Source organism: Luteimonas sp. A534, assembly GCF_054072805.1.
On sequence record NZ_JBSVRR010000001.1, the window covers coordinates 111,996 to 131,133 of the forward strand.

A 19,138-nucleotide genomic window follows, 5' to 3' on the forward strand; every position below is an offset into this window, starting at 1 on the left:
GCTCAGCGGTTGTTGAACGCCGGCTTGCGGCGTTCGAGGAAGGCGCTCATGCCTTCGCGCGCATCCTGCGTGGAGAACGCGAGGCCGAACTGCGCGCTTTCGTACTCGAGGCCGTCGTCGATCGCGCACTCGCCGCCGACGTGGATGGCATCGAGGATCCCGCGCATCGCCAGCGGCGCGTTGCCGGCGAGCTTCGTGGCCAGGGCCATGGTCTCCGCCTCCAGTCCGTCGGCGGGCACCACGCGATTGACGAGGCCAAGCGCAAGCGCACGCGCGGCGTCCACCGGCGCACCGGTGAGCGTCAGCTCCAGTGCGAAGGCACGGCCGACCAGGCGCAGCAGGCGCTGGCTGCCGCCGAAGCCCGGCAGCAGGCCCAGGGTGACTTCGGGCAGGCCCAGCTTCGCGGTGTCGGCGGCGATGCGCAGGTGGCAGCACATCGCCAGCTCCAGGCCACCGCCCAGGGCGAAGCCGTTGACCATCGCCACCACCGGCTTGGGCATGCGCTCCATGCGGCGCATCAGGCGCTGGCCGACCAGGGAGAAGTCCCGGGCCTGGACCGCGCTCAGTTCCGACATCTCGGCGATGTCGGCACCGGCGACGAAGGCCTTGTTGCCGCTGCCGGTGAGGACCAGCGCACGCACCGCGTCGTCGGCCGCGGCGGCGTCGAAGGCGGCGTGCAGGGCTTCAAGCGTGGCCCGGTTGAGCGCATTCAGCTTGTCGGGGCGGTTTACGGCGAGGACGCGGACGGCCCCGCGGTCGGTGGTCAGGACGAGTTCGGACATGGGATTCCCGTGGTCGGGCCCGGGGCGGGAACTTCCCGTGCCGGGCGGGGTCGGATGCTGCGGTGTCAGTGGCGGTTAAGCGCTGGGGCCAGTATCCTAACGTGTCCAGACGGGGCGGCCAGACCGCCCCGCCGCGTCTTGGACCCACCCAATCTGCAATTCCGGAGAGTCCCACGAATGAAGTTGCGCCTGCTCGCCGCCGCCCTTGCGGCCACCACCCTGGTCGCCGGTACCGCCGCCGCCCAGGACACCACTTCCGAGAAAGGGAAGCTCAGCTACGCGATCGGCTACAACACCGGCGCGGAGCTTGCGGAGCTGACCGAGCGCGGTGAAGCCATCGACGTCAACACGGTCGTCAAGGCCCTGCAGGACGCCTACGGCAAGAAGGAGCCCACGGTCGCCGTGGACGACCTGCGCACCGCCGTCGAGAACATGCAGAAGCGCCAGCAGGCCAAGATGGAGGCCGAGTTCAAGCGCGTCTCCGACGCCAACAAGGCGGCCAGCGACACCTACCTTGCGCAGAACCGCGCCAAGTCGGGCGTGCAGACCCTGCCCAGCGGCGTGCAGTACCGCGTGATCGAAGTCGGCAACGGCGCCAAGCCGACCCAGGCCAGCGATGTCGCGCTGAGCTACAAGGGCTCGCTGCCCGACGGCACCGTGCTGATCGACACCAACCAGGTGCCGCAGGGCCAGACCCCGGGTCCGATCGAGCTGAAGGTCAGCCAGATCCCGCTGGAAGGCCTGCGTGAGGCGCTGCTGCAGATGCCGGCCGGCTCGCGCTGGGAAGTCGTGCTGCCGGGCAACAAGGCCTATGGCACGGACATCCGCGCCGGCCGCATGGCCAACCAGGCCGTGGTGTTCGACGTCAAGCTGGTCAGCGTCAAGTGACCCCGGGGCGCCGCCGGCGCCCCTTGCACCACCGCGCGGCCACCGCCGCGCACGCGACTGCTCCACGGACGCGCCGGCCAAGTGCCGGCGCGTTCGCGTTTCAAGCCCCCGCAATCATCCGGTGGATGCGATGAGCACCGATTTCCGCGCCGTGCAGAGTCCCTGCATCGGCGTGTGCACGATCAACGACGACGGCCTCTGCGACGGCTGCCTGCGCACCGGCGACGAAATCGCCGGCTGGCTGGCGATGGACGATGCCCAGCGCGAGGCGATGATGGATTCGGAACTCCCCGCGCGCGAGGCCCGTCGCGGCTGATGGTCCCCCGGCCTGCCGACGCTGCGCTGCAAGCCGCGCTGGAACCGCTCAACGCCGTGCCCGCTGGTCCGGCCTGGAACCTGGACGAGCTGCGCGACCTGCTGCCAGGACGCGCCGCGCTGGCCGATGCCGCGGTGCTGGTGCCGCTGGTCGGCCTTCGCGAAACCCGCGTCATCCTGACCCGCCGCGACGACGGGCTGCGCCACCACGGCGGACAGGTGAGCTTTCCGGGTGGACGCGTGGATCCGGGGGATGCCGGCCCGCTGGCCGCGGCCCTGCGCGAAGCGGAAGAGGAGATCGGCCTGCGCCCGGTCGATGCGCATGTGCTCGGCTACCTCGATCCGCTGGCCACGATCACGGGCTTCCAGGTGCTGCCGGTGGTTGCGCGGGTCCCGTCGGGATTCGTACCGCGGCCACGGGCCGGCGAAGTGGCCGAGGTCTTCAGCCTGCCGCTGCGCTGGCTGATGGCGCCGGAGAACCTGGAGCGGATCGCGGTGCGCTACCAGGGCCGCGACCGCGAGGTGTTCGAGTACCGTCGCCATGAGGCCGCTCCCGGGCAGCGCGTCTGGGGTGCGACCGCCTCGATCCTCTACAACCTGCGCCAGCGCCTGCTGGCCGCCGGAGGCCTGCCGTGAACACATTCCCCGACTGGACCACCCTGGTCCCGCCCTCCGACCTTGCCGCGCGCCTGGGCGACCCCTTGCTGGTGGTGCTCGACGCGCGCTTCTCGCTCGCAGATCCGTCCGCCGGCGAAGCTGCCTGGCGTGCCGGCCATGTGCCCGGCGCGCACTACGTGCATCTCGACCGCGAGCTGTCGGGCACGCACGTGCCCGGCGCCGGGCGCCATCCGTGGCCGGACGCCTTGGACTTCGGACGCGTGCTCGGCACGCGCGGCATCACTCCGGCACACCAGGTCGTCGCCTACGACGCAGCCGATGGCGCCTTCGCGGCACGGGCCTGGTGCCTGCTGCGGCTGGCCGGGCACGCAAGGGTGGCGGTGCTGGACGGTGGCTTCGACGGCTGGCGCGAACAGGGCTTGCCCGTCGAGGTGGACGTCCCCGTGGCGGAGCCGGCCGCACCGTATCCGGTGGCATTCGACCACGCGCGGCTATACGACGGCGCACGCGTGCAGGCGCATCTTGACGCCGGCGGCCTGCTGCTCGACGCACGCGGGCGCGAACGCTTCATCGGCGATGTCGAGCCGATCGATGCGCGCGCGGGCCATGTGCCGGGTGCGGTGTCGCGCCCATACGCGCTCAATATCGCCGATGGCCGCTTCAAGTCGCGCGAGGCGCTGGCGCACGAATTCGCGGGGGTGCTGGACGCGCGCTCCCCATCCGACGCGGTCGCCATGTGCGGCTCGGGCGTGACCGCCTGCCACCACCTGCTGGCGATGGCGCACGCCGGGCTCGAAGGCGCCGGGCTTTACACCGGCTCGTGGAGCGGCTGGATCGAGGATCCGGCGCGCCCGGTGGCCACCGGTCCCGGCTGAGCCCCGTCTATTTGCCCAGTCGCGCCACCAGTGCGCGCAGCCCGGCCTGGGTGTCCGGGTCATTCCAGGCATCGACGAAGGTGTCGATGTCGATGCGCTCCGGCGCCAGCGCCGCGTGCAGGTCGGCGCGCGCGATCGCGCGGGTGCGCAGCACGGGCTTCCGCGGCAGCGCCAGCAGCGCTTCAAGCCAGGCGACCGCGCGCGCCACCACCGCGGCGTGCGGCGCGAGTTCATCGACCAGGCCGATCTCGAACGCGCGCGCGCTTTCCACGAGCTCGCCGCCGACCAGCAGGCGCTCGGCGCGGTGGATGCCGACGGTCCGCCGCATCAGGTGCTGGATGCCGTCCGGCGCGACCAGTCCGACCTGGGTTTCGTTGAGGCCGATGCGGAACGGCCCCTCGGCCATCACCCGGTAGTCGCAGCACAGTGCGAGCACGCAGCCGCCGGCGGGCGAGTGGCCGGTGATCGCCGCCACCACGGGGACCGTGGATGCCGCCAGCGCGCGCGCTGCCGAGAAGAAGTCGGACCACGCCGCGCCGATCCCATCGCGCGACTGCAGCGACAGCAGGTGCGGCACGTCCAGCCCGGCGGAAAAGGCTTTCTCGCCGCCCGACAGCACGATGCCTTCCGCACCCGCCACGATGGCCGCCGGCACCGCCTCTGCCAGCGCCCTGCAAAGCTCCGGGTTGAGCGCGTTGACCGGCGCGCGCGCGAGCCTGAGTTCGGTAATCGCGCCATGCGCGATGGTGTCGATGAGTGCAGTCATGCGTCGTCGCGTCCGCGCCTGGGTGGACGGTTATCATAGGTGCATGGGCATCTTTCTTCGCGTCGTCCTTCCCGCCGTGGCGCTGTGTGCAGCGACTGCGGGGGCGTCCGCTTCGGAACCGGCGAGCGCCGGCGCCGATGCCACCTGCATGCCGCGGGTGATCGACGGCTGGCTGCGTTCGCCGCCGATGCCGATGCCGATGATGGCGGGCTTCGCCCGCATCGATAACCCCTGCGCGGCGGAGGCCATCGTCACCGGCGCGCGCAGCGATGCGTTCGCCAGCGTCGAACTGCACGAAACGCGGGTGGGGGACGGCGTGAGCCGGATGCGCGAGGTGGCGGAGCTGCCGGTGGTCGCCGGCGGCGATGTCGTGCTGCGTCCTGGCGGACTGCACCTGATGCTGATGCGGCCGGTCTCGCCGCTGGCGGCGGGCGACATCGCGCGCATCGAATTCACCCTGGCCGACGGCCGCAGCGTCGGGGCTGACTTCGAGGTGCGCGCCGCCGACGCGCGCTGAGGGCTCCCGGGACGGCCGCGCGCAGCGGCCGGGGGCTCGATTCCCAGGAATGAAACATCGTGGCAGGGCGCCTCGTGGGCGCGCTGCGCCACGTTCCGTGCGGATCCGGCGCCGCTGCCACGCGGTTCCTGCGCCCCGGCGTGCGGGCGCATGTATCAGCGCTGCAACACTTTCGGCGTCGACGGTGCCGGTGAATACGGGGTGCCCGGTTCGTCGCTCGATCGGCGCTGAAAAAATTCTGCGCGATCAAGCACATGCGCCCGCCTTCCCGGTCTGGCACCAAACCTGCGATAGACAGGTTCGCACCGGCGTGCCGTACCTCCCCCTTGTGCGCTGGCGCGACATCCCCCTAGGAGAATGACAATGCGCATCCACAAGAGCATGTTGGCCGCGGCAGTGCTGCTCGGCATCGGCCTGTCCGCCCCGGCATGGGCACAGGACCAGACTGAAACCGGTGACGGCGACAACAACGCCAGCAATACCGAAGACAACAGCAGCGGCGACAGCCGCGACAACGCCGGCAGCGCGGCCGGCATCGGACTGTCGAACGCATCCGCGAACAACGGCAGCAGCGCCAGCACGAGCATCGCGAGTTCGTTCAACACCTCCACGGCGGTCGCCGAGACCAACCTCCTCGGCGCGGTCACCGGCAACAGCGTGCTGGTGCTGGGCAACGTCGCGCTCAACGGCGGCAGCGCCGATGGCGGTGACGGTGGTGCTGGCCTGGGTGGCCTTGCCCTGGCCGGTGGTGGAGACGGTGGAGACGGTGGCGACGGCGGCGATGCCGGTGCGATCAGCGCGCGCGACGGCGATGCCGCTGCAGCGGGCCTCGCAGGCGCGCTGGGTGCTGCCGGCTCGGACTCCGGTGATGCAGACGCATACGTCGAGGGCATCGGGGATGCGATCGCGACGTCGGGCGACAGCAGCGCGGCAGCTGATGCCAGCGCCACCGGCGGCGACAGCAGCGCCGACAACTCCGGCAGCAGCGGTGACGCGACGGCCACGGCCGGGACCGGCGGCGACGGCGGCGACGGCTCGGGCGGCAGCGCGACCGGCGGCGACGGGATGGGCGGTGCTGGCGGCGCGGGCGGAACCAGTTGGGCCCACGGCGGCGCCTTCGACATGTCCAACTCGATGGACGGTTCGGCGAACGCGGCGGCGGGCATCATGGTGCTTGCGCAGAACAGCGGCGCATCCTCGCTGATCCAGCAGGGCGTGACCGTGCAGGCCAACCTGAACCTGGGTACCAGCGGTCCGTAATCCGGGCATGGGCGCGCACCGCGGCATGCTCGCGGTGCGTCGCTTCATCCTGTCAAGGAGGGCGCCATGCCTGCCATTGCGATTCCTGTCCTCGCCAGCGTGCTCGCGCTGGCATCCCCGCCCGTTGAACCGGCAGCCGTCGAAGGCTTCGGACCGGCGGTGGCCGTCCCGGCGCTGGAGGCCATGCGGGGTGGCGAATCCACGGCCATCACCGTGGTCGACGTCGACAACCAGGGCCAGGTCGACGGCAACACCGCCGTCGGGACCGTCGGCGGCCCCAACACCATCACCGGCGGCGCCTTCGGCAACGCCGCGGGCATCAACACCGTCATCCAGAACAGCGGTGCCAACGTGCTGATCCAGAACGGCACCGCGGTCAACGTGCAGTTCGGCGGACCGGGCCCGTGACCCGCGCCCGCGCCGCGCTCGGGACCTGCCTGGTGGCCGCCTGCATGGCGGGGCTGGCGGCGGTTCCCGCCGTGGCGCTGGCAGGGCGGGCAGAAGTGCACGTGCCCTACGGCGGCAGCTACTCGCTGCAGGTCACCAGCCTGAAGGCGGCGCGCTACCGCACCACGATCCCGCAGCAGTACGACTACAGCTGCGGCTCCGCCGCGGTGGCCACGCTGCTGACATTCCAGTACGGGCAAGCGGTCAGCGAGGCGGACGTGTTCCAGCACATGTACCTGCGCGGTGACCAGGCCCGCATCCGCCGCGAGGGCTTCTCGCTGCTGGACATGCGTGCGTATCTCGAAGCGCAGGGCTACGCGGCCGATGGTTTCGAAGTGCCGCTCGACCGCCTGCTCGCCGAAGGGCTTCCGGCGATCGTCCTGCTCAACGATCGCGGCTACCGGCACTTCGTCGTGGTGAAAGGCATGCGCCACGGGCGCGTGCTCATCGGCGATCCGGCGCGCGGGACGCGGCTGCTGACACGGCGCGACTTCGATCGCCTGTGGGACAACCGGGTGCTGTTCGTCGTCCACAACCGCCGTGCACTGGCGGCCTTCAATCATCCGCGCGACTGGCGCCTGGCACCTCTGGCGCCACTGGCCAGCGCGGTCCAGCGGCAGGGACTGCAGGACGTGGTCATGCGCCGTCGCGGGCCCGGGGACATCTGACATGAAGAGTCCAACCACGATCCGGATCGGGTGGCAGGTCATCGTCACCGCGCTGCTGGCACTGGCGGCCGTGGGCTGGCCGTCGCACGGCCGGGCCGCTGAAAGCGGGCCGCCGGCAGGATGGACGCCGCTGGATGCGGCCACGCTCGACGCGATGCGCGGTGGTTTCGCGCTGCCGTCGGGGCTGGTGGTCTCGTTCGGCTTCGAACGCATGGCCTGGGTTGACGGCCAACTGGTCGCATCGCTGCGGATCGACATTCCCGACATCGCGCGCATCACGCCCGCGCAGGCGCGCGAACTCGAGCACCTGCGCCAGCTGCAGGTCGTGCAGGTGGGGCCCGGCAATGCCTTCGATGCCGCCGGCGGCGGCGCGGGGCTGGTCCTCCAGAACACCCTCGACGGCGTGCATATCCGCGTCTCCACCACGATCGATGCGGCCAGCAATACCCTGGGCCTGCTGCAGGCCATCAACTTCAGCGACGCCCTCGGCCGTTCGGGCCTGGCCGCGACCGGGACGCCATGATGCGTGCCGGGGGATGGAAGGGGATCGCACTCGTCGCCGCGGCCCTGGCCGTGCCCCTGCCCGCGTGGTCGCAGGCGGCGCCAGCGGCGGACACGGAAGGCCGCATCAGCGCACTGGAGGCGCGCCTGGACGCGCAGGCGCGCGAGATTGAAGCCCTGCGCAGTTACCTCGAGGGCCAACAGGCCGATTGGGAGGGCGGCGACGCGGGCGTCGATGCCTGGCGTCTCGATGGGCTGCGTGCGCGGGGCGGGGTCGCGGGCGCGCTGCCCGCCGCTGCGCCCGCCGCGGTGGCCGTGGCCGTGGCGCAGCAGGCCGGCGAGGCGGTGCCGGTCGGGCAGGCACCGGAGGAATCGACGCGGCCTCCGGAGGTGGCGCAGATCTTCGACCAGCCCGGCGTGCTGACGCCGCGCGGCACGTTCATCCTGGAGCCGTCGCTGCAGACCGGCTACTACTCCAACGACCGTGTGGCACTGATCGGCTACACCGTGATCCCGGCGATCCTGATCGGCTTGATCGACGTCCGCCAGGTCAAGATCACCAGCGCGACCGCGGGGCTGGCCGCGCGCTATGGCGTCGGCAACCGGTTTGAACTCGAGCTCAGGGTGCCGTACATGTACATCCGCAGCGACACGGTGAGTCGCGAGATTTTCACCGGGTCGGCGCAGGACAGCGTGTTCAGCGCCGACGGCAGTGGCGTGGGCGACCTCGAGCTGACCGCGCGCTGGCAGCTGCCGAACAAGGGCGCGGACCGGCCGTTCTACGTGGCCTGGCTGCGCTACAAGACGCGCACCGGCAAGGACCTGTTCGAGGTCGTCACCGACTGCGTCACGCGCTGCGTCGCCAACGCCACCGGCACGGGGCTGCCGCTGGAGTTGCCCACCGGCAGCGGCTTCGCCTCGCTGCAGCCGGGGGTCACCTGGATGTACGCATCCGACCCGGTGGTGTTCTTCGGCAGCCTGAGCTATCTGCACAATTTCGCCCGCGAGGACGTCTCGCGCACCACGCTCAGCGGGGCACCCGAAGGCTTCCCGCAGACCACCACCGAGTTCATAGGCGAAATCGACGCCGGCGACATCCTCGGCTTCAATCTCGGTGTCGGCCTGTCGCTCAACGACCGCGCCGCGATCAGCATCGGCTACGACCACAGCATGGTCCAGCGCTCGCGGCAGAACGGCAGCGACCTGCCGGGCTCGGTGCGCTTGGTGCTGGGCACGCTGATGCTTGGCGGCACCTATCGCATCAGCGATCGCACCAGCATCAACATCGCACTGGGGGCGGGCATGACCCGCGATACCCCGGACGTCACCCTGGTGGCGCGGCTTCCGATCCGCTTCTAAGCGCCTGAGCCCTGTTCAGGCACGCCGGTGTCCGGCCGCTTCGCGGCCCCGCGTTGCTTGGGGTGGACACGGGACGGAGGCCATCCGCAGGGGGCGGGTGCAGCGCAGGCGAATGCCGGGATGCAGCGGAGTGCGCGATTTCATCCACTGGGTGGTGGCGGGTGATCGCACGGATGCGACCCTGCCATCGAGCCTCGGCCAGCGCGGCTGGCAGCCCCTGATGATCTCGGGCGCGCAGGCGGTGCCGCAGCTCTTCGCCGATGGCGGCCGCCACTGCTGTGCCGGACTGGTCGACTTGCGGGGCTGCCATGAGCCGGCGCCGGCGGCGCTGCAGTGCATCCGCGAGGTGCTGGGCCGCGGCGAGCGCGCCTGGGTCGCGGGACTGTCGCCAGGCCAGGTGCGGCTGGACGTCGTGCGCAACCTGGTCCGCGATCTCTGCCACGATTACGTCGTCCTGCCCTGCGAGGATGGCCTGCTGGCCACGGTGCTCGGCCACGCCCACGGCATGGCGCGCCTGGGCAGGCACGAGGACGTCCTTGTGCCACCACCGCCTTCGCTGGACGGGATGATCGGGGACAGCCCCGCGATGCGCCTGCTGTACCGGCAGCTGCGGCGCGTGGCCCTGACCGGCGCGCCGGTTTGCATCGGTGGGGAAACCGGCACCGGCAAGGAACTGGCGGCCGCGGCGATCCATCGCCACTCCACGCGCCGGAACGGAGCGCTGGTGGTGATCAACTGCGGCGCGATCCCCGGCAGCCTGCTGCAGTCAGAGCTGTTCGGTTTCGAACGCGGGGCCTTCACCGGCGCGATCCAGCGCAAGCGCGGCCGCTTCGAGCATGCCGACGGCGGCACCCTGTTCCTCGACGAAATCGGCGACCTGCCCTTGGAATCGCAGGCCTCGCTGCTGCGATTCCTCGAGCAGGGCACGATCCAGCGCCTGGGCGGCCACGATGACATCGCCGTGGATGCGCGCATCATCTGCGCGACCCACGTCGACCTGGGGGAGGCGATGGAACGCGGCCGCTTCCGCGAGGATCTCTACCACCGGCTGCGGGTGATCGAGCTGTGGATGCCGCCGCTGCGCGAGCGCGACGGCGACATCGCGCTGCTGGCCGACTGGGCGCTGGCGCGGCATGCTGGCGAGGGCGGTGGCCGCGTGCGCGGATTCACCCCCGAAGCCCGGCGGGCACTGCATGACCATCCATGGCCGGGAAACGTCCGCGAGGTGGTCAATCGCGTGCGCCAGGCGCTGGTGATGGCCGAGGGATCCCGCATCACCGCCCGCGACCTGCGGCTCGAGGATGCTCCGCCCGTGACGCAGACACTGGGCGAAGCACGGTTGGAGGGTGAGCGCGTGGCCATCGAGCGCGCCCTGGCCCGCAACGGCCGCCGACTGCAGGCTGCGGCGCGGGAGCTCGGCATCTCGCGGGTCACGCTGTACAGGCTGATGAACCGCCATGGCCTGCGTGGCCAGGCCGACGGGGTGGGGACGGGCTGAGCCGCGCGCCTTCAGTCGCCGGCGATCCTGCGGACGGCGTCGGGCAGCGGGGTCGGGCGGCCGCTGCGGCGGTCGATCCAGACCATGACCACGTGGCCGTCGGCGTGCAGCACGGTGCCGTCGGCGCTGGTGATGCGGTGGCCGATGGTGACGCTGCTGGTGCCCACGCGGTCGGCGGTGAGCTCCACCACGATCGCGCCCGGGTAGGGGATCGGATGCCGGTAGTTCATCTGCACCGCCGCAAGCAGCGGAGCGGTTTCATCGGTCACCCAAGGCTCGTCCAGCGACTCGAACCAGCGGATCCGCGCCTCCTCGAGGTAAGTCATGAAGTTGGAGTTGTTGACGTGGTTGAAGGCATCGAGGTCGCGCCAGCGCAGCGCGATGGGCATGCGGTGGAGCAGCTTGCCGTGCTCGGCGGGCTCGCGGTTCATGAGGAGATGTCCCTGGCCTTGCGGCGGCGGGTGGGGGTGCCGGTCTTGCCGCGCGAGCGCGGGCGTGGTGCGTCGGCCACCGGAGTCGTGGTCGTGCGCGCCGTCTGTTCCGCGAGCAGTTTCGCGAGGAAGCGCCCGGTATGCGACTGCGGCATCGCCGCGACCTCTTCGGGCGTGCCCTGGGCGATGATCTCGCCGCCGCGGTGGCCGCCGTCGGGACCGAGGTCGATGACCCGGTCGGCGGTCTTGATGACGTCGAGGTTGTGTTCGATCACCACCACGGTGTTGCCGTCGTCGCGCAGCTTGTGCAATACGCCCAGCAGATGGTCGATGTCGTGGAAGTGCAAGCCGGTGGTGGGTTCGTCGAGGATGTACAGCGTACGGCCGGTGTCGCGGCGCGACAGCTCCTTCGACAGCTTCACGCGCTGCGCCTCGCCGCCCGAGAGCGTGGTCGCCGACTGCCCGAGGCGGATGTAGCCCAGGCCGACATCGGCCAGGGTCTCGAGCTTGCGCGCCAGCGCCGGCACAGCGTGGAACAGGTCGAGCGCGGCCTCGACCGTCATGTCCAGCACCTCGTGCACGTTCAGGCCCTTGTAGCGGATCTCCAGCGTCTCGCGGTTGTAGCGCTTGCCGCCGCAGACGTCGCAGGGCACGTAGATGTCGGGCAGGAAGTGCATCTCGACCTTGATCAGGCCATCACCCTGGCAGGCCTCGCAGCGGCCGCCGCGGACGTTGAAGCTGAAGCGTCCCGGCCCGTAGCCGCGGGCGCGCGACTCCGGCACCTGCGCGAACAGCTCGCGCAGCGGCGTGAACAGCCCGGTGTAGGTCGCCGGGTTGGAGCGCGGCGTGCGCCCGATCGGCGACTGGTCGATGTCGACCACCTTGTCGAACAGGTCCAGGCCTTCGACCGAACGGAACGGCGCCGGCTTGTGCGAGGCGCCATTGATCTCGTTGGCGGCCAGCGCATACAGGGTGTCGTTGATCAGCGTCGATTTGCCGGATCCGGAAACGCCGGTGACCACGGTGAACAGCCCGTTGGGGATGACCAGGTCGACATCCTTCAGGTTGTTGCCGGTGGCGCCGAGCAGGCGCAGTTCCAGCTTCGGGTTCGGCGCGTGGCGCGTCGCCGGGATGGCGATGCTGCGCTGGCCCGACAGGTACTGGCCGGTCAGCGATCGCGGTGCGGCCAGGATGTCCTCGTAGCTGCCCTGGGCGACGACTTCGCCGCCGTGCACGCCGGCTCCCGGCCCGATGTCGATGATGTGGTCGGCCAGGCGGATCGCGTCCTCGTCGTGCTCGACGACGATCACGGTGTTGCCGAGGTCGCGCAGCCGGGTGAGCGTACCCAGCAGGCGCTCGTTGTCGCGCTGGTGCAGGCCGATCGAGGGTTCGTCGAGCACGTACATCACGCCAACCAGGCCGGCGCCGATCTGGCTTGCGAGGCGGATGCGCTGGGCCTCGCCACCGGACAGCGAGTCGGCCTTGCGTTCCAGCGTCAGGTAATCGAGGCCGACGTCGACCAGGAAGCCCAGGCGCTCGCGGATCTCCTTCACGATGCGCTCGGCTACCTCGCCGCGCCAGCCGGGAAGCACGAGCTCGCTGAAGAAGCGCAGCGCCTCGCCGATCGGCAGCACCACGATCGACGGCATCGCGCGCTCGGCCACGAACACGTTGCGCGCGGAGCGGTTCAGGCGCGCGCCGCCGCAGTCGGGGCAGGGTTGCTCGCTGATGTACTTGGCCAGTTCCTCGCGCACGGCCGCGGATTCGGTCTCGCGGTAGCGGCGCTCGAGGTTGGGCACGATGCCTTCGAAGCGGTGCCGGCGCTTGCTGCGCACGCCGCTTTCGGTCACGTAGGTGAAGGCGATCATCTCGTCGCCGCTGCCGTAGAGCACGGCTTGGCGGACGTCCTCGCCGAGCTCCTGCCAGCGGGTGTCGACGTCGAAGCCGAAGTGGCGCGCCAGCGATGCGATGAGCTGGAAGTAGTAGTGGTTCCGTCGGTCCCAGCCGCGCACCGCGCCCGCGGCCAGTGACAGCTCCGGGTGGACCACCACCCGTGTCGGGTCGAAGAATTGGCTGACGCCCAGGCCGTCGCAGGTCGGGCAGGCGCCGGCCGGGGCGTTGAACGAGAACAGGCGCGGCTCGAGTTCGGGCAGCGCGTAATCGCAGACCGGGCAGCTGTAGCGCGACGAGAACAGCAGCGGCTCGGCCGCGTCGCCGTCGAGCGCGCGCACCTCGGCCATGCCGTCGCCCAGCTTGAGGGCGGTCTCGAAGGATTCCGCCAGGCGCTGCTGCATGTCCTCGCGCACGCGGAAGCGGTCGATCACGGCTTCGATGGTGTGCTTCTGGCGCAGCGCCAGCGGCGGCACGGCGTCGATTTCATGCACCTCGCCGTCCACGCGCACGCGCACGTAGCCCTGCGCACGCAGCTGTTCGAACACCTGGGCGTGCTCGCCCTTGCGCTCGCGCACCACCGGCGCCAGCAGCATCCAGCGGCGTTCGGCGTTCGCGGGATCGCCGGCGAGCGCCATCACCTGGTCGACCATCTGGCTGACGGTCTGCGCTTCAAGCGGGTACTGGTGGTCGGGGCAGCGCGGCTGGCCGACGCGGGCGTACAGCAGGCGCAGGTAGTCGTAGATCTCGGTGATCGTGCCCACGGTCGAGCGCGGGTTGTGCGAGGTCGATTTCTGCTCGATCGCGATCGCCGGCGACAGGCCTTCGATCTGGTCGACGTCGGGCTTGTCCATCACGCTCAGGAACTGCCGTGCGTACGCCGACAGCGACTCGACATAGCGACGCTGGCCTTCGGCATAGATGGTGTCGAAGGCGAGCGAGGACTTGCCGGAGCCCGACAGGCCGGTAACCACGATCAGGCGGTCGCGGGGCAGGTCGAGGCTGATGTTCTTGAGGTTGTGGGTGCGCGCTCCGCGGATGCGGATGAGGTCCAACGCCATCGGGTGGGGTCCGGAGGAAGGGGAGGGGAGGGTGGACGATCAACCAGCCTACCCAGCCCCATGGATGGGGGCAATCCACCGGATTTCCACCACGCCGCGGGCAAAGAAAAGGGGCCCGGCGAACCGGGCCCCTCGTCAGACACCTGCGCCCTGGATCAGCGACGCGCGGAGTAGTTCACCGTGATGGTCTCCGAGCACTCGGTGGTACCCGCGTTGCAGACCTGGTAGGTCGCGCTGCCGGCACCGGTCGAGGCGGCGGTGAAGGTGTGGGTGAACAAGCCGCTGTTCACCGCGGTCGCCGCGACCTCACCGTTGAACTTCACGTCGACCTGTTCACCCTCGCCACCGACCCACTCGAGCTGCGTACGGATGCGCTGGCCCTTGAGCGGGAACACGTGGCGGGCAGCCAGGTCCTGCGGAGCAACGCCGCCGCCCACATCCACGAAGCTGGCGGTCAGCGTGACGCCGGTCGCAGCCTCGTAGCCGTAGATGCGGGCGTACCAGCGGCCGGCATCCGGCGTTGGGTACGAGCACGTTTCCTCGTTGCCGACATCCCACGGGCGGCAATTCCAGTTGGTGTCGGTCGGCTCCTGGCCCATCAGCACGTAGAGGTCGGCATCGCCGGTACCACCGGACATGTCGAAGCTCAGATCGGTCGCGCCCTCGGGCACGTCGATGTAGAACATCGCCTGTTCGGTCGTGCCGACGTCGATGCCGGTCACCGTGACGCCGTTCTCGAGTTCGACGGCGCCCGGCGGCGGCGGCGGCGGCGGGTCGTCACCGTAGGTGCCGGTCAGGCTGTAGCCGCTCGAGGCGCTGTACGCGACGATGCGGACATGCCATTCACCCGCTGCGGGGCTGGTGAAGTTGCAGTCCTCGGCAACCACACCGCCCGTCCAGGGACGGCAGTCATAATCGCTGTCCGTGGGGGCCGAGCCGAAACGCACGTACAGGTCGGAGTCACCCGTCGCGTCGGTGCCCGGAGCCATGGCGAAGGTCAGCGGGGACGCACCCTCCGGCACGTTGAGGACGTAGAACTTCTCGCTGGTGGCGGTCATCGAACCGAGCTCGACCGTGACGCCGTTCTCGAGTTCGACCGGCGGCGGCGGCGGCGGCGGGCCCGGCGGGGTCGGCGGCAGGTCCTCGTTACCCGCAGCGACTGCGGCCGCGTAGCGGGCGTCGATCAGCCAAGCGCACCAGCGCGAGCTCGTATCGCAGTTGGTGACCGTGCCGTTGGACGCATAGCCCGTGTTCTGCAGGATCGTCTCGATCTCGGTCGGGCCGAGGTCGCCTTCGGCGGCTTCCAACATCAGCGCGATGGTGCCGGCCACGTGCGGGGCCGCCATCGAGGTGCCCGCATACCAGGCATACCCGTCACCCGCCTGGACCGTGGTGCCGAGGTTGATCGTCGAAAGCACCTGCGACGTTTCCGGGAAACCGCTGCCGGCGCCCGCGGGAGCGGCGACGCTGATGCCCAGGCCGTAGTTGGACGCGCTGTACTTGGTGTTGTCGGGGCCGGTGCCCGCGATCGCCATCGCGCCGTTGCAGCTCGCGGGGCTGAAGTTGCCCACGTCCGAGTTGGAGTTGCCCGCGGCGATGACCACCGTGGTGCCGTTGCCAACGGCGATGTCGATCGCATCCTGCATGAAGGTCTGGCAGGCAACGCCGCCACCCAGGCTCAGGTTGATGACGTCGGCCGGGGTCGCGTTGTCGGGCACGCCGTCGACGGTGCCGCCGGACGCCCAGATGATCGCATCGCTGACGTCGGTCCAGGCGCCGCCCAGGTTGCCGAGCACGCGGACGTGCTGGACCTTGGCGCCGTGAGCCACGCCTGCACCGCCGATGTTGTTGTCGGTCAGTGCAGCGATGGTGCCGGCCACGTGCGTGCCGTGCCAGGAGCTGTCGTACTTGCTGTCCCAGTCGCCTTCGTCGTTCGGGTCCGCGTCGCGGCCGTCGCCGTCGCGGGCGTTTTCCGGGTCGGTGATGAAGTCGTAGCCGGCGATGAACTGGCCGGTCAGGTCTTCGTGTTCGACCTGTCCCGTATCGAGCACGGCGACGATGGAGCCCGTGCCGTCATAGGTGTCCCAGGCTTCGACGGCGTTCATGCCCATCGGGCCGGGCTGGTAGTGCCACTGCTGCGGGAAGAGCGGATCGTTGGGCTCGAACAGGCGATGTGCGAAGCCGTTGGGCTCGACGGCGCGGATGTCCGAACGCTGCATCAGCACGCCTTCGAGCTGCTTGCGGGCGACGACGTCGATCTCGCGGTCCAGGCGGATGAGCTGCGCGCCCGTGCCCAGGGTGCGCTCGATGTTGATGCGGGCACCGATCAGCTTGCCGACGGCGTCGAGCTGGCGCTGCAGGTCCGCGGCGGGCTTCGCGCCCTTCTGGAAGCTGACGATGAATTCCCGGTAGCTGTCGTCGGCAGGGGCCTTGAGGTTCGCGCCGTAGGCCTGGGCAGGCTTGCCGAACACGGGCTTCTTCACAGCCGCCCTCTGCGGCGGTGCGACCCGGCTGGCCGAGATCCTGCTTGCGTCGACGCTGTCACTTGCGGGCGACTTCAATGCCGCATATGACGGCGCCGCGAAGAGCGCGGCGGTGATCGCCACGGCGAGCGCGGTTGTAGTGGTGTTCCGGATATTGCTTGTCATTTCGGTCCTCTCTCCTTTCGTCGATCCGAACGCCCTAGGGCGTCGGCCCCATCCACGCAGTGGCTGTCGCTACTTCAGTGGAACCTGCACGCGCGTTCGCGGCGCGACCTGGGTCGGCGACCGGCGAACGGGCGAAATGCGATGCGGCGGCGCGATGCGCCAAGCCGGCAGCCGGGCCGCGACGGGCCCGGAAATCAAGATGGGAAGCCGGTGCGCGACCGCACGGCGTGGTGCCAGCCCCGGGGGCTGGCGTGGCCTTGCGCGATGTACCTGGTGCCAGGCAATGCACGTACAGAGGCGCTCCGTAAGAGACCGTCAACGACCCTCCCGGCGCGGTAGCGGCGCCGATGCGGGTAGCTCAACTGCTGTCCTTGCAGCGGACGGTCCCCTGTGACCCGTCCGACCAGGCCGAACCTACCGGATACCGGGTGCGGTGCGCAACAGTAAAGCTCCCATTCAGCCTTGTTTGACCCGAAACCACTGATCCAATTACAATTCCGCTCCTGTCCGCCCTCGATGGCGGCAGGCGACCACAATAACTACAGAGGAAGCTTGGTCATGTACGCAGTCCTGGTAACAGGCGGAAAGCAATACCGCGTGATGCAAGGCGAGACGCTCCGCGTCGAGCTGCTTGACGTCGAGGCGGGCAAGGAGATCACGTTCGACAACGTGCTCATGCTCGGCGACGGCGAAGGCATCAAGATCGGCGACGCCCTCGCCGGCGCCACCGTCACCGCCACCGTCAAGGCCCACGGCCGCGCCGACAAGGTGCGCATCGTGAAGTTCCGCCGCCGCAAGCACCATCGCAAGCAGATGGGCCACCGGCAGCACTACACCGAAATCGAGATCACCGGCATCGCCGGTGGCGACAAGAAGTAAGGAGCAGCAGCCATGGCACATAAAAAAGGCGTAGGTTCCTCGCGCAACGGCCGCGACTCCAACCCGAAGTACCTCGGCGTGAAGATCTATGGTGGCCAGGCGATCGATGCCGGCAACATCATCGTCCGCCAGCGCGGTACCCAGTTCCACCCGGGTTCGGGCGTCGGCCTCGGCCGCGACCACACCCTGTTCGCGCTGATCGACGGCAAGGTCGAGTTCACGACCAAGGGTCCGAAGAAGCGCCGCACCGTGAACGTGGTCGCCGAGGCCTGAGCCCCGCGCCACGCTCCACGAAGGGCCCCGCTCCGGCGGGGCTTTTCTTTGCCGGGGCATCGATCCCGGCACCCGCTACACTGCCCGGGCTCCGGGTGGCGGCGTTCCGGACCAGCTTCGGAGCCCGTGTCCGCATCGCCCAAAACCGCCCCAGACTCCAGGCCACCAACCAATGAAACTCGTAGATGAAGCCGAAATCACCGTGATCGCCGGCAACGGCGGCAACGGCTGCGTGGGCTTCCGGCGCGAGAAGTACATCCCGCTGGGCGGTCCCGACGGCGGCGATGGCGGCAACGGCGGCGACGTCTGGCTGGAAGCCACCCGCAACCTCAATACCCTGGTCGACTTCCGCCACCAGCGCATGTTCCGCGCCCAGCGCGGCCAGGACGGCATGGGCCAGCAGCGCTACGGCAAGGGCGGCGAGGACACGGTGATCATGGTGCCGGTGGGCACCCAGGTGCTGAACATCGATACCGACGAGGTGATCGGCGACCTGGTCGGCGACGGCGACCGCCTGCTGGTGGCCCGCGGTGGCCAGGGTGGCCTGGGCAACATGCACTTCAAGACATCGGTGAACCGCGCGCCCCGCAGGGCCACGCCGGGCAGCGACGGCGAGGAGCGCGCGCTGCGCCTGGAGCTGAAGCTGCTGGCCGATGTCGGCTTGCTGGGCTTTCCCAACGCGGGCAAGTCGACGCTCATCCGCGCGGTCTCCGCGGCCACGCCGAAGGTCGCGGACTATCCGTTCACCACGCTGTATCCGAACCTGGGCGTGGTCAGCGTGGAGCCTGCGCGCAGCTTCGTGATCGCCGATATCCCGGGCCTGATCGAGGGCGCCGCCGACGGTGCCGGCCTGGGCGCGCTGTTCCTGCGCCACATCCAGCGCACCCACCTGCTGCTGCACCTGGTGGAGGTCGAGCCGCTGGACGGCTCCGACGCCGCCGACCAGGTGCGCGCGATCGAGCACGAGCTCGAGAAGTTCGACGCCGGCCTGATGGACAAGCCGCGCTGGCTGCTGTTCAACAAGGCCGACCTGCTGCCGCGCGAAGACGCCCTCGCCCATGCCGAGCGCGTGGTGGCGGCATTGGGCTGGACCGCGCCATGGTTCGTCGTCTCTGGCCTCGCCAGCGACGGCACCCGCGAAGTCATGCTCCGCGTCCAGGCCTTCATCGACGAGCAGGCCCGCGACGCCGCCGATGCCGCTGACGCCGCCCTGGGCTGAGGCGGGCGGGGTGGAAAGGGCAGGAGCGATCTTTTGCCACGGATTTGCGCGAATGGACGCGGATCAGGGGCAAAAGCCAAACCAGAAGAAAAAGCAGGTCCGGAGGCGTGGTCCCTTCGCTTGCCTGGAACCAATCCGCGTGTATCCGCGCAAATCCGTGGCAAAGAAAGCTCTTGCCCTATCCGCGCCCATCCGTAGAGATCAGCGAGAATCCGTGGCTGGAGCTTCTGGTCCCGCCCACGC

Annotated in this window: 17 protein-coding genes and 1 pseudogene; 13 read left to right on the forward strand and 5 right to left on the reverse strand. The window is 69.9% G+C overall.

Going from position 1 to position 19,138, the window contains the following annotated elements:
* Positions 1-2: 2 nt before the first annotated feature.
* A complete protein-coding gene (locus tag ACW5F0_RS00520) occupies positions 3-782 on the reverse strand; it encodes an enoyl-CoA hydratase-related protein (protein ID WP_456964095.1) in 780 nt (259 codons plus the stop codon).
* Between the two features lie 177 nt (positions 783-959).
* Here ACW5F0_RS00520 and ACW5F0_RS00525 point away from each other — a divergent pair, with 177 nt between their 5' ends.
* The 3 genes and pseudogenes from ACW5F0_RS00525 to ACW5F0_RS00535 all read left to right on the forward strand — a co-directional run bounded on the left by ACW5F0_RS00525 (position 960) and on the right by ACW5F0_RS00535 (position 3,478).
* Positions 960-1,670: an FKBP-type peptidyl-prolyl cis-trans isomerase N-terminal domain-containing protein gene (locus tag ACW5F0_RS00525; protein WP_456964096.1), complete on the forward strand. Its 711-nt coding sequence runs from the start codon at positions 960-962 to the stop codon at positions 1,668-1,670.
* A gap of 130 nt (positions 1,671-1,800) precedes the next feature.
* Positions 1,801-2,621, forward strand: a pseudogene (locus ACW5F0_RS00530) (NUDIX hydrolase).
* Complete coding sequence (locus tag ACW5F0_RS00535; RefSeq protein ID WP_456964097.1) at positions 2,618-3,478, forward strand: sulfurtransferase; 861 nt, start codon at positions 2,618-2,620, stop codon at positions 3,476-3,478. Before ACW5F0_RS00530 ends, ACW5F0_RS00535 begins: the two are co-directional and overlap by 4 nt.
* Before the next feature lie 7 nt (positions 3,479-3,485).
* Here ACW5F0_RS00535 and ACW5F0_RS00540 read toward each other — a convergent pair whose 3' ends face one another.
* A complete protein-coding gene (locus tag ACW5F0_RS00540) occupies positions 3,486-4,244 on the reverse strand; it encodes an enoyl-CoA hydratase/isomerase family protein (protein WP_456964098.1) in 759 nt (252 codons plus the stop codon).
* A gap of 43 nt (positions 4,245-4,287) precedes the next feature.
* On the opposite strand from ACW5F0_RS00540, the gene ACW5F0_RS00545 reads away from it, so the two are divergent.
* The 7 genes from ACW5F0_RS00545 (at position 4,288) to ACW5F0_RS00575 (ending at position 10,494) form a co-directional block, all read left to right on the forward strand.
* Positions 4,288-4,761, forward strand: a complete 474-nt coding sequence (locus tag ACW5F0_RS00545; protein WP_456964099.1) for a copper chaperone PCu(A)C — start codon at positions 4,288-4,290, stop codon at positions 4,759-4,761.
* A gap of 363 nt (positions 4,762-5,124) precedes the next feature.
* On the forward strand, positions 5,125-6,021 hold the full coding sequence (locus tag ACW5F0_RS00550) for a hypothetical protein (RefSeq protein WP_456964100.1): 897 nt from the start codon (positions 5,125-5,127) through the stop codon (positions 6,019-6,021).
* Positions 6,022-6,087: 66 nt separating this feature from the next.
* Positions 6,088-6,429: a hypothetical protein gene (locus ACW5F0_RS00555; protein ID WP_456964101.1), complete on the forward strand. Its 342-nt coding sequence runs from the start codon at positions 6,088-6,090 to the stop codon at positions 6,427-6,429.
* Positions 6,426-7,136: a C39 family peptidase gene (locus ACW5F0_RS00560; RefSeq protein ID WP_456998803.1), complete on the forward strand. Its 711-nt coding sequence runs from the start codon at positions 6,426-6,428 to the stop codon at positions 7,134-7,136. The genes ACW5F0_RS00555 and ACW5F0_RS00560 overlap by 4 nt, the downstream gene beginning before the upstream one ends.
* Before the next feature lies 1 nt (position 7,137).
* Positions 7,138-7,659, forward strand: a complete 522-nt coding sequence (locus ACW5F0_RS00565; protein ID WP_456998804.1) for a hypothetical protein — start codon at positions 7,138-7,140, stop codon at positions 7,657-7,659.
* Positions 7,659-8,996, forward strand: coding sequence for an acetate kinase (locus ACW5F0_RS00570; RefSeq protein ID WP_456998805.1), 1,338 nt, complete (start codon positions 7,659-7,661; stop codon positions 8,994-8,996). The genes ACW5F0_RS00565 and ACW5F0_RS00570 overlap by 1 nt, the downstream gene beginning before the upstream one ends.
* A 130-nt stretch (positions 8,997-9,126) precedes the next feature.
* Positions 9,127-10,494: a sigma 54-interacting transcriptional regulator gene (locus ACW5F0_RS00575; RefSeq protein WP_456998806.1), complete on the forward strand. Its 1,368-nt coding sequence runs from the start codon at positions 9,127-9,129 to the stop codon at positions 10,492-10,494.
* A gap of 11 nt (positions 10,495-10,505) precedes the next feature.
* Here ACW5F0_RS00575 and ACW5F0_RS00580 read toward each other — a convergent pair whose 3' ends face one another.
* The 3 genes from ACW5F0_RS00580 to ACW5F0_RS00590 all read right to left on the reverse strand — a co-directional run bounded on the left by ACW5F0_RS00580 (position 10,506) and on the right by ACW5F0_RS00590 (position 16,524).
* Positions 10,506-10,925, reverse strand: a complete 420-nt coding sequence (locus ACW5F0_RS00580) for an acyl-CoA thioesterase (protein ID WP_456964106.1) — start codon at positions 10,923-10,925, stop codon at positions 10,506-10,508.
* Positions 10,922-13,876, reverse strand: a complete 2,955-nt coding sequence (gene uvrA, locus ACW5F0_RS00585) for an excinuclease ABC subunit UvrA (protein WP_456998807.1) — start codon at positions 13,874-13,876, stop codon at positions 10,922-10,924. Before uvrA ends, ACW5F0_RS00580 begins: the two co-directional genes overlap by 4 nt.
* 155 nt (positions 13,877-14,031) lie before the next feature.
* A complete protein-coding gene (locus ACW5F0_RS00590) occupies positions 14,032-16,524 on the reverse strand; it encodes a S8 family serine peptidase (protein ID WP_456964108.1) in 2,493 nt (830 codons plus the stop codon).
* A 558-nt stretch (positions 16,525-17,082) separates the two neighbouring features.
* Here ACW5F0_RS00590 and rplU point away from each other — a divergent pair.
* From rplU to cgtA, 3 genes are all read left to right on the forward strand, one after another.
* Positions 17,083-17,403, forward strand: coding sequence for a 50S ribosomal protein L21 (gene rplU / locus ACW5F0_RS00595; RefSeq protein WP_456964109.1), 321 nt, complete (start codon positions 17,083-17,085; stop codon positions 17,401-17,403).
* A gap of 12 nt (positions 17,404-17,415) precedes the next feature.
* Positions 17,416-17,676, forward strand: coding sequence for a 50S ribosomal protein L27 (rpmA, locus tag ACW5F0_RS00600; RefSeq protein ID WP_132984603.1), 261 nt, complete (start codon positions 17,416-17,418; stop codon positions 17,674-17,676).
* Positions 17,677-17,848: 172 nt separating this feature from the next.
* Positions 17,849-18,895, forward strand: a complete 1,047-nt coding sequence (gene cgtA, locus ACW5F0_RS00605) for an Obg family GTPase CgtA (protein ID WP_456964110.1) — start codon at positions 17,849-17,851, stop codon at positions 18,893-18,895.
* The last annotated feature ends 243 nt before the right edge of the window (positions 18,896-19,138 follow it).

Bases quoted from the DNA above. Each gene is read 5' to 3' on its own strand.
- ACW5F0_RS00520 (WP_456964095.1), bottom strand. From the start codon at position 782: ATGTCCGAACTCGTCCTGACCACCGACCGCGGGGCCGTCCGCGTCCTC.
- ACW5F0_RS00525 (WP_456964096.1), top strand. From the start codon at position 960: ATGAAGTTGCGCCTGCTCGCCGCCGCCCTTGCGGCCACCACCCTGGTC.
- ACW5F0_RS00540 (WP_456964098.1), bottom strand. From the start codon at position 4,244: ATGACTGCACTCATCGACACCATCGCGCATGGCGCGATTACCGAACTC.
- ACW5F0_RS00545 (WP_456964099.1), top strand. From the start codon at position 4,288: ATGGGCATCTTTCTTCGCGTCGTCCTTCCCGCCGTGGCGCTGTGTGCA.
- ACW5F0_RS00550 (WP_456964100.1), top strand. From the start codon at position 5,125: ATGCGCATCCACAAGAGCATGTTGGCCGCGGCAGTGCTGCTCGGCATC.
- ACW5F0_RS00555 (WP_456964101.1), top strand. From the start codon at position 6,088: ATGCCTGCCATTGCGATTCCTGTCCTCGCCAGCGTGCTCGCGCTGGCA.
- ACW5F0_RS00565 (WP_456998804.1), top strand. From the start codon at position 7,138: ATGAAGAGTCCAACCACGATCCGGATCGGGTGGCAGGTCATCGTCACC.
- ACW5F0_RS00570 (WP_456998805.1), top strand. From the start codon at position 7,659: ATGCGTGCCGGGGGATGGAAGGGGATCGCACTCGTCGCCGCGGCCCTG.
- ACW5F0_RS00580 (WP_456964106.1), bottom strand. From the start codon at position 10,925: ATGAACCGCGAGCCCGCCGAGCACGGCAAGCTGCTCCACCGCATGCCC.
- uvrA (WP_456998807.1), bottom strand. From the start codon at position 13,876: ATGGCGTTGGACCTCATCCGCATCCGCGGAGCGCGCACCCACAACCTC.
- ACW5F0_RS00590 (WP_456964108.1), bottom strand. From the start codon at position 16,524: ATGACAAGCAATATCCGGAACACCACTACAACCGCGCTCGCCGTGGCG.
- rplU (WP_456964109.1), top strand. From the start codon at position 17,083: ATGTACGCAGTCCTGGTAACAGGCGGAAAGCAATACCGCGTGATGCAA.
- rpmA (WP_132984603.1), top strand. From the start codon at position 17,416: ATGGCACATAAAAAAGGCGTAGGTTCCTCGCGCAACGGCCGCGACTCC.
- cgtA (WP_456964110.1), top strand. From the start codon at position 17,849: ATGAAACTCGTAGATGAAGCCGAAATCACCGTGATCGCCGGCAACGGC.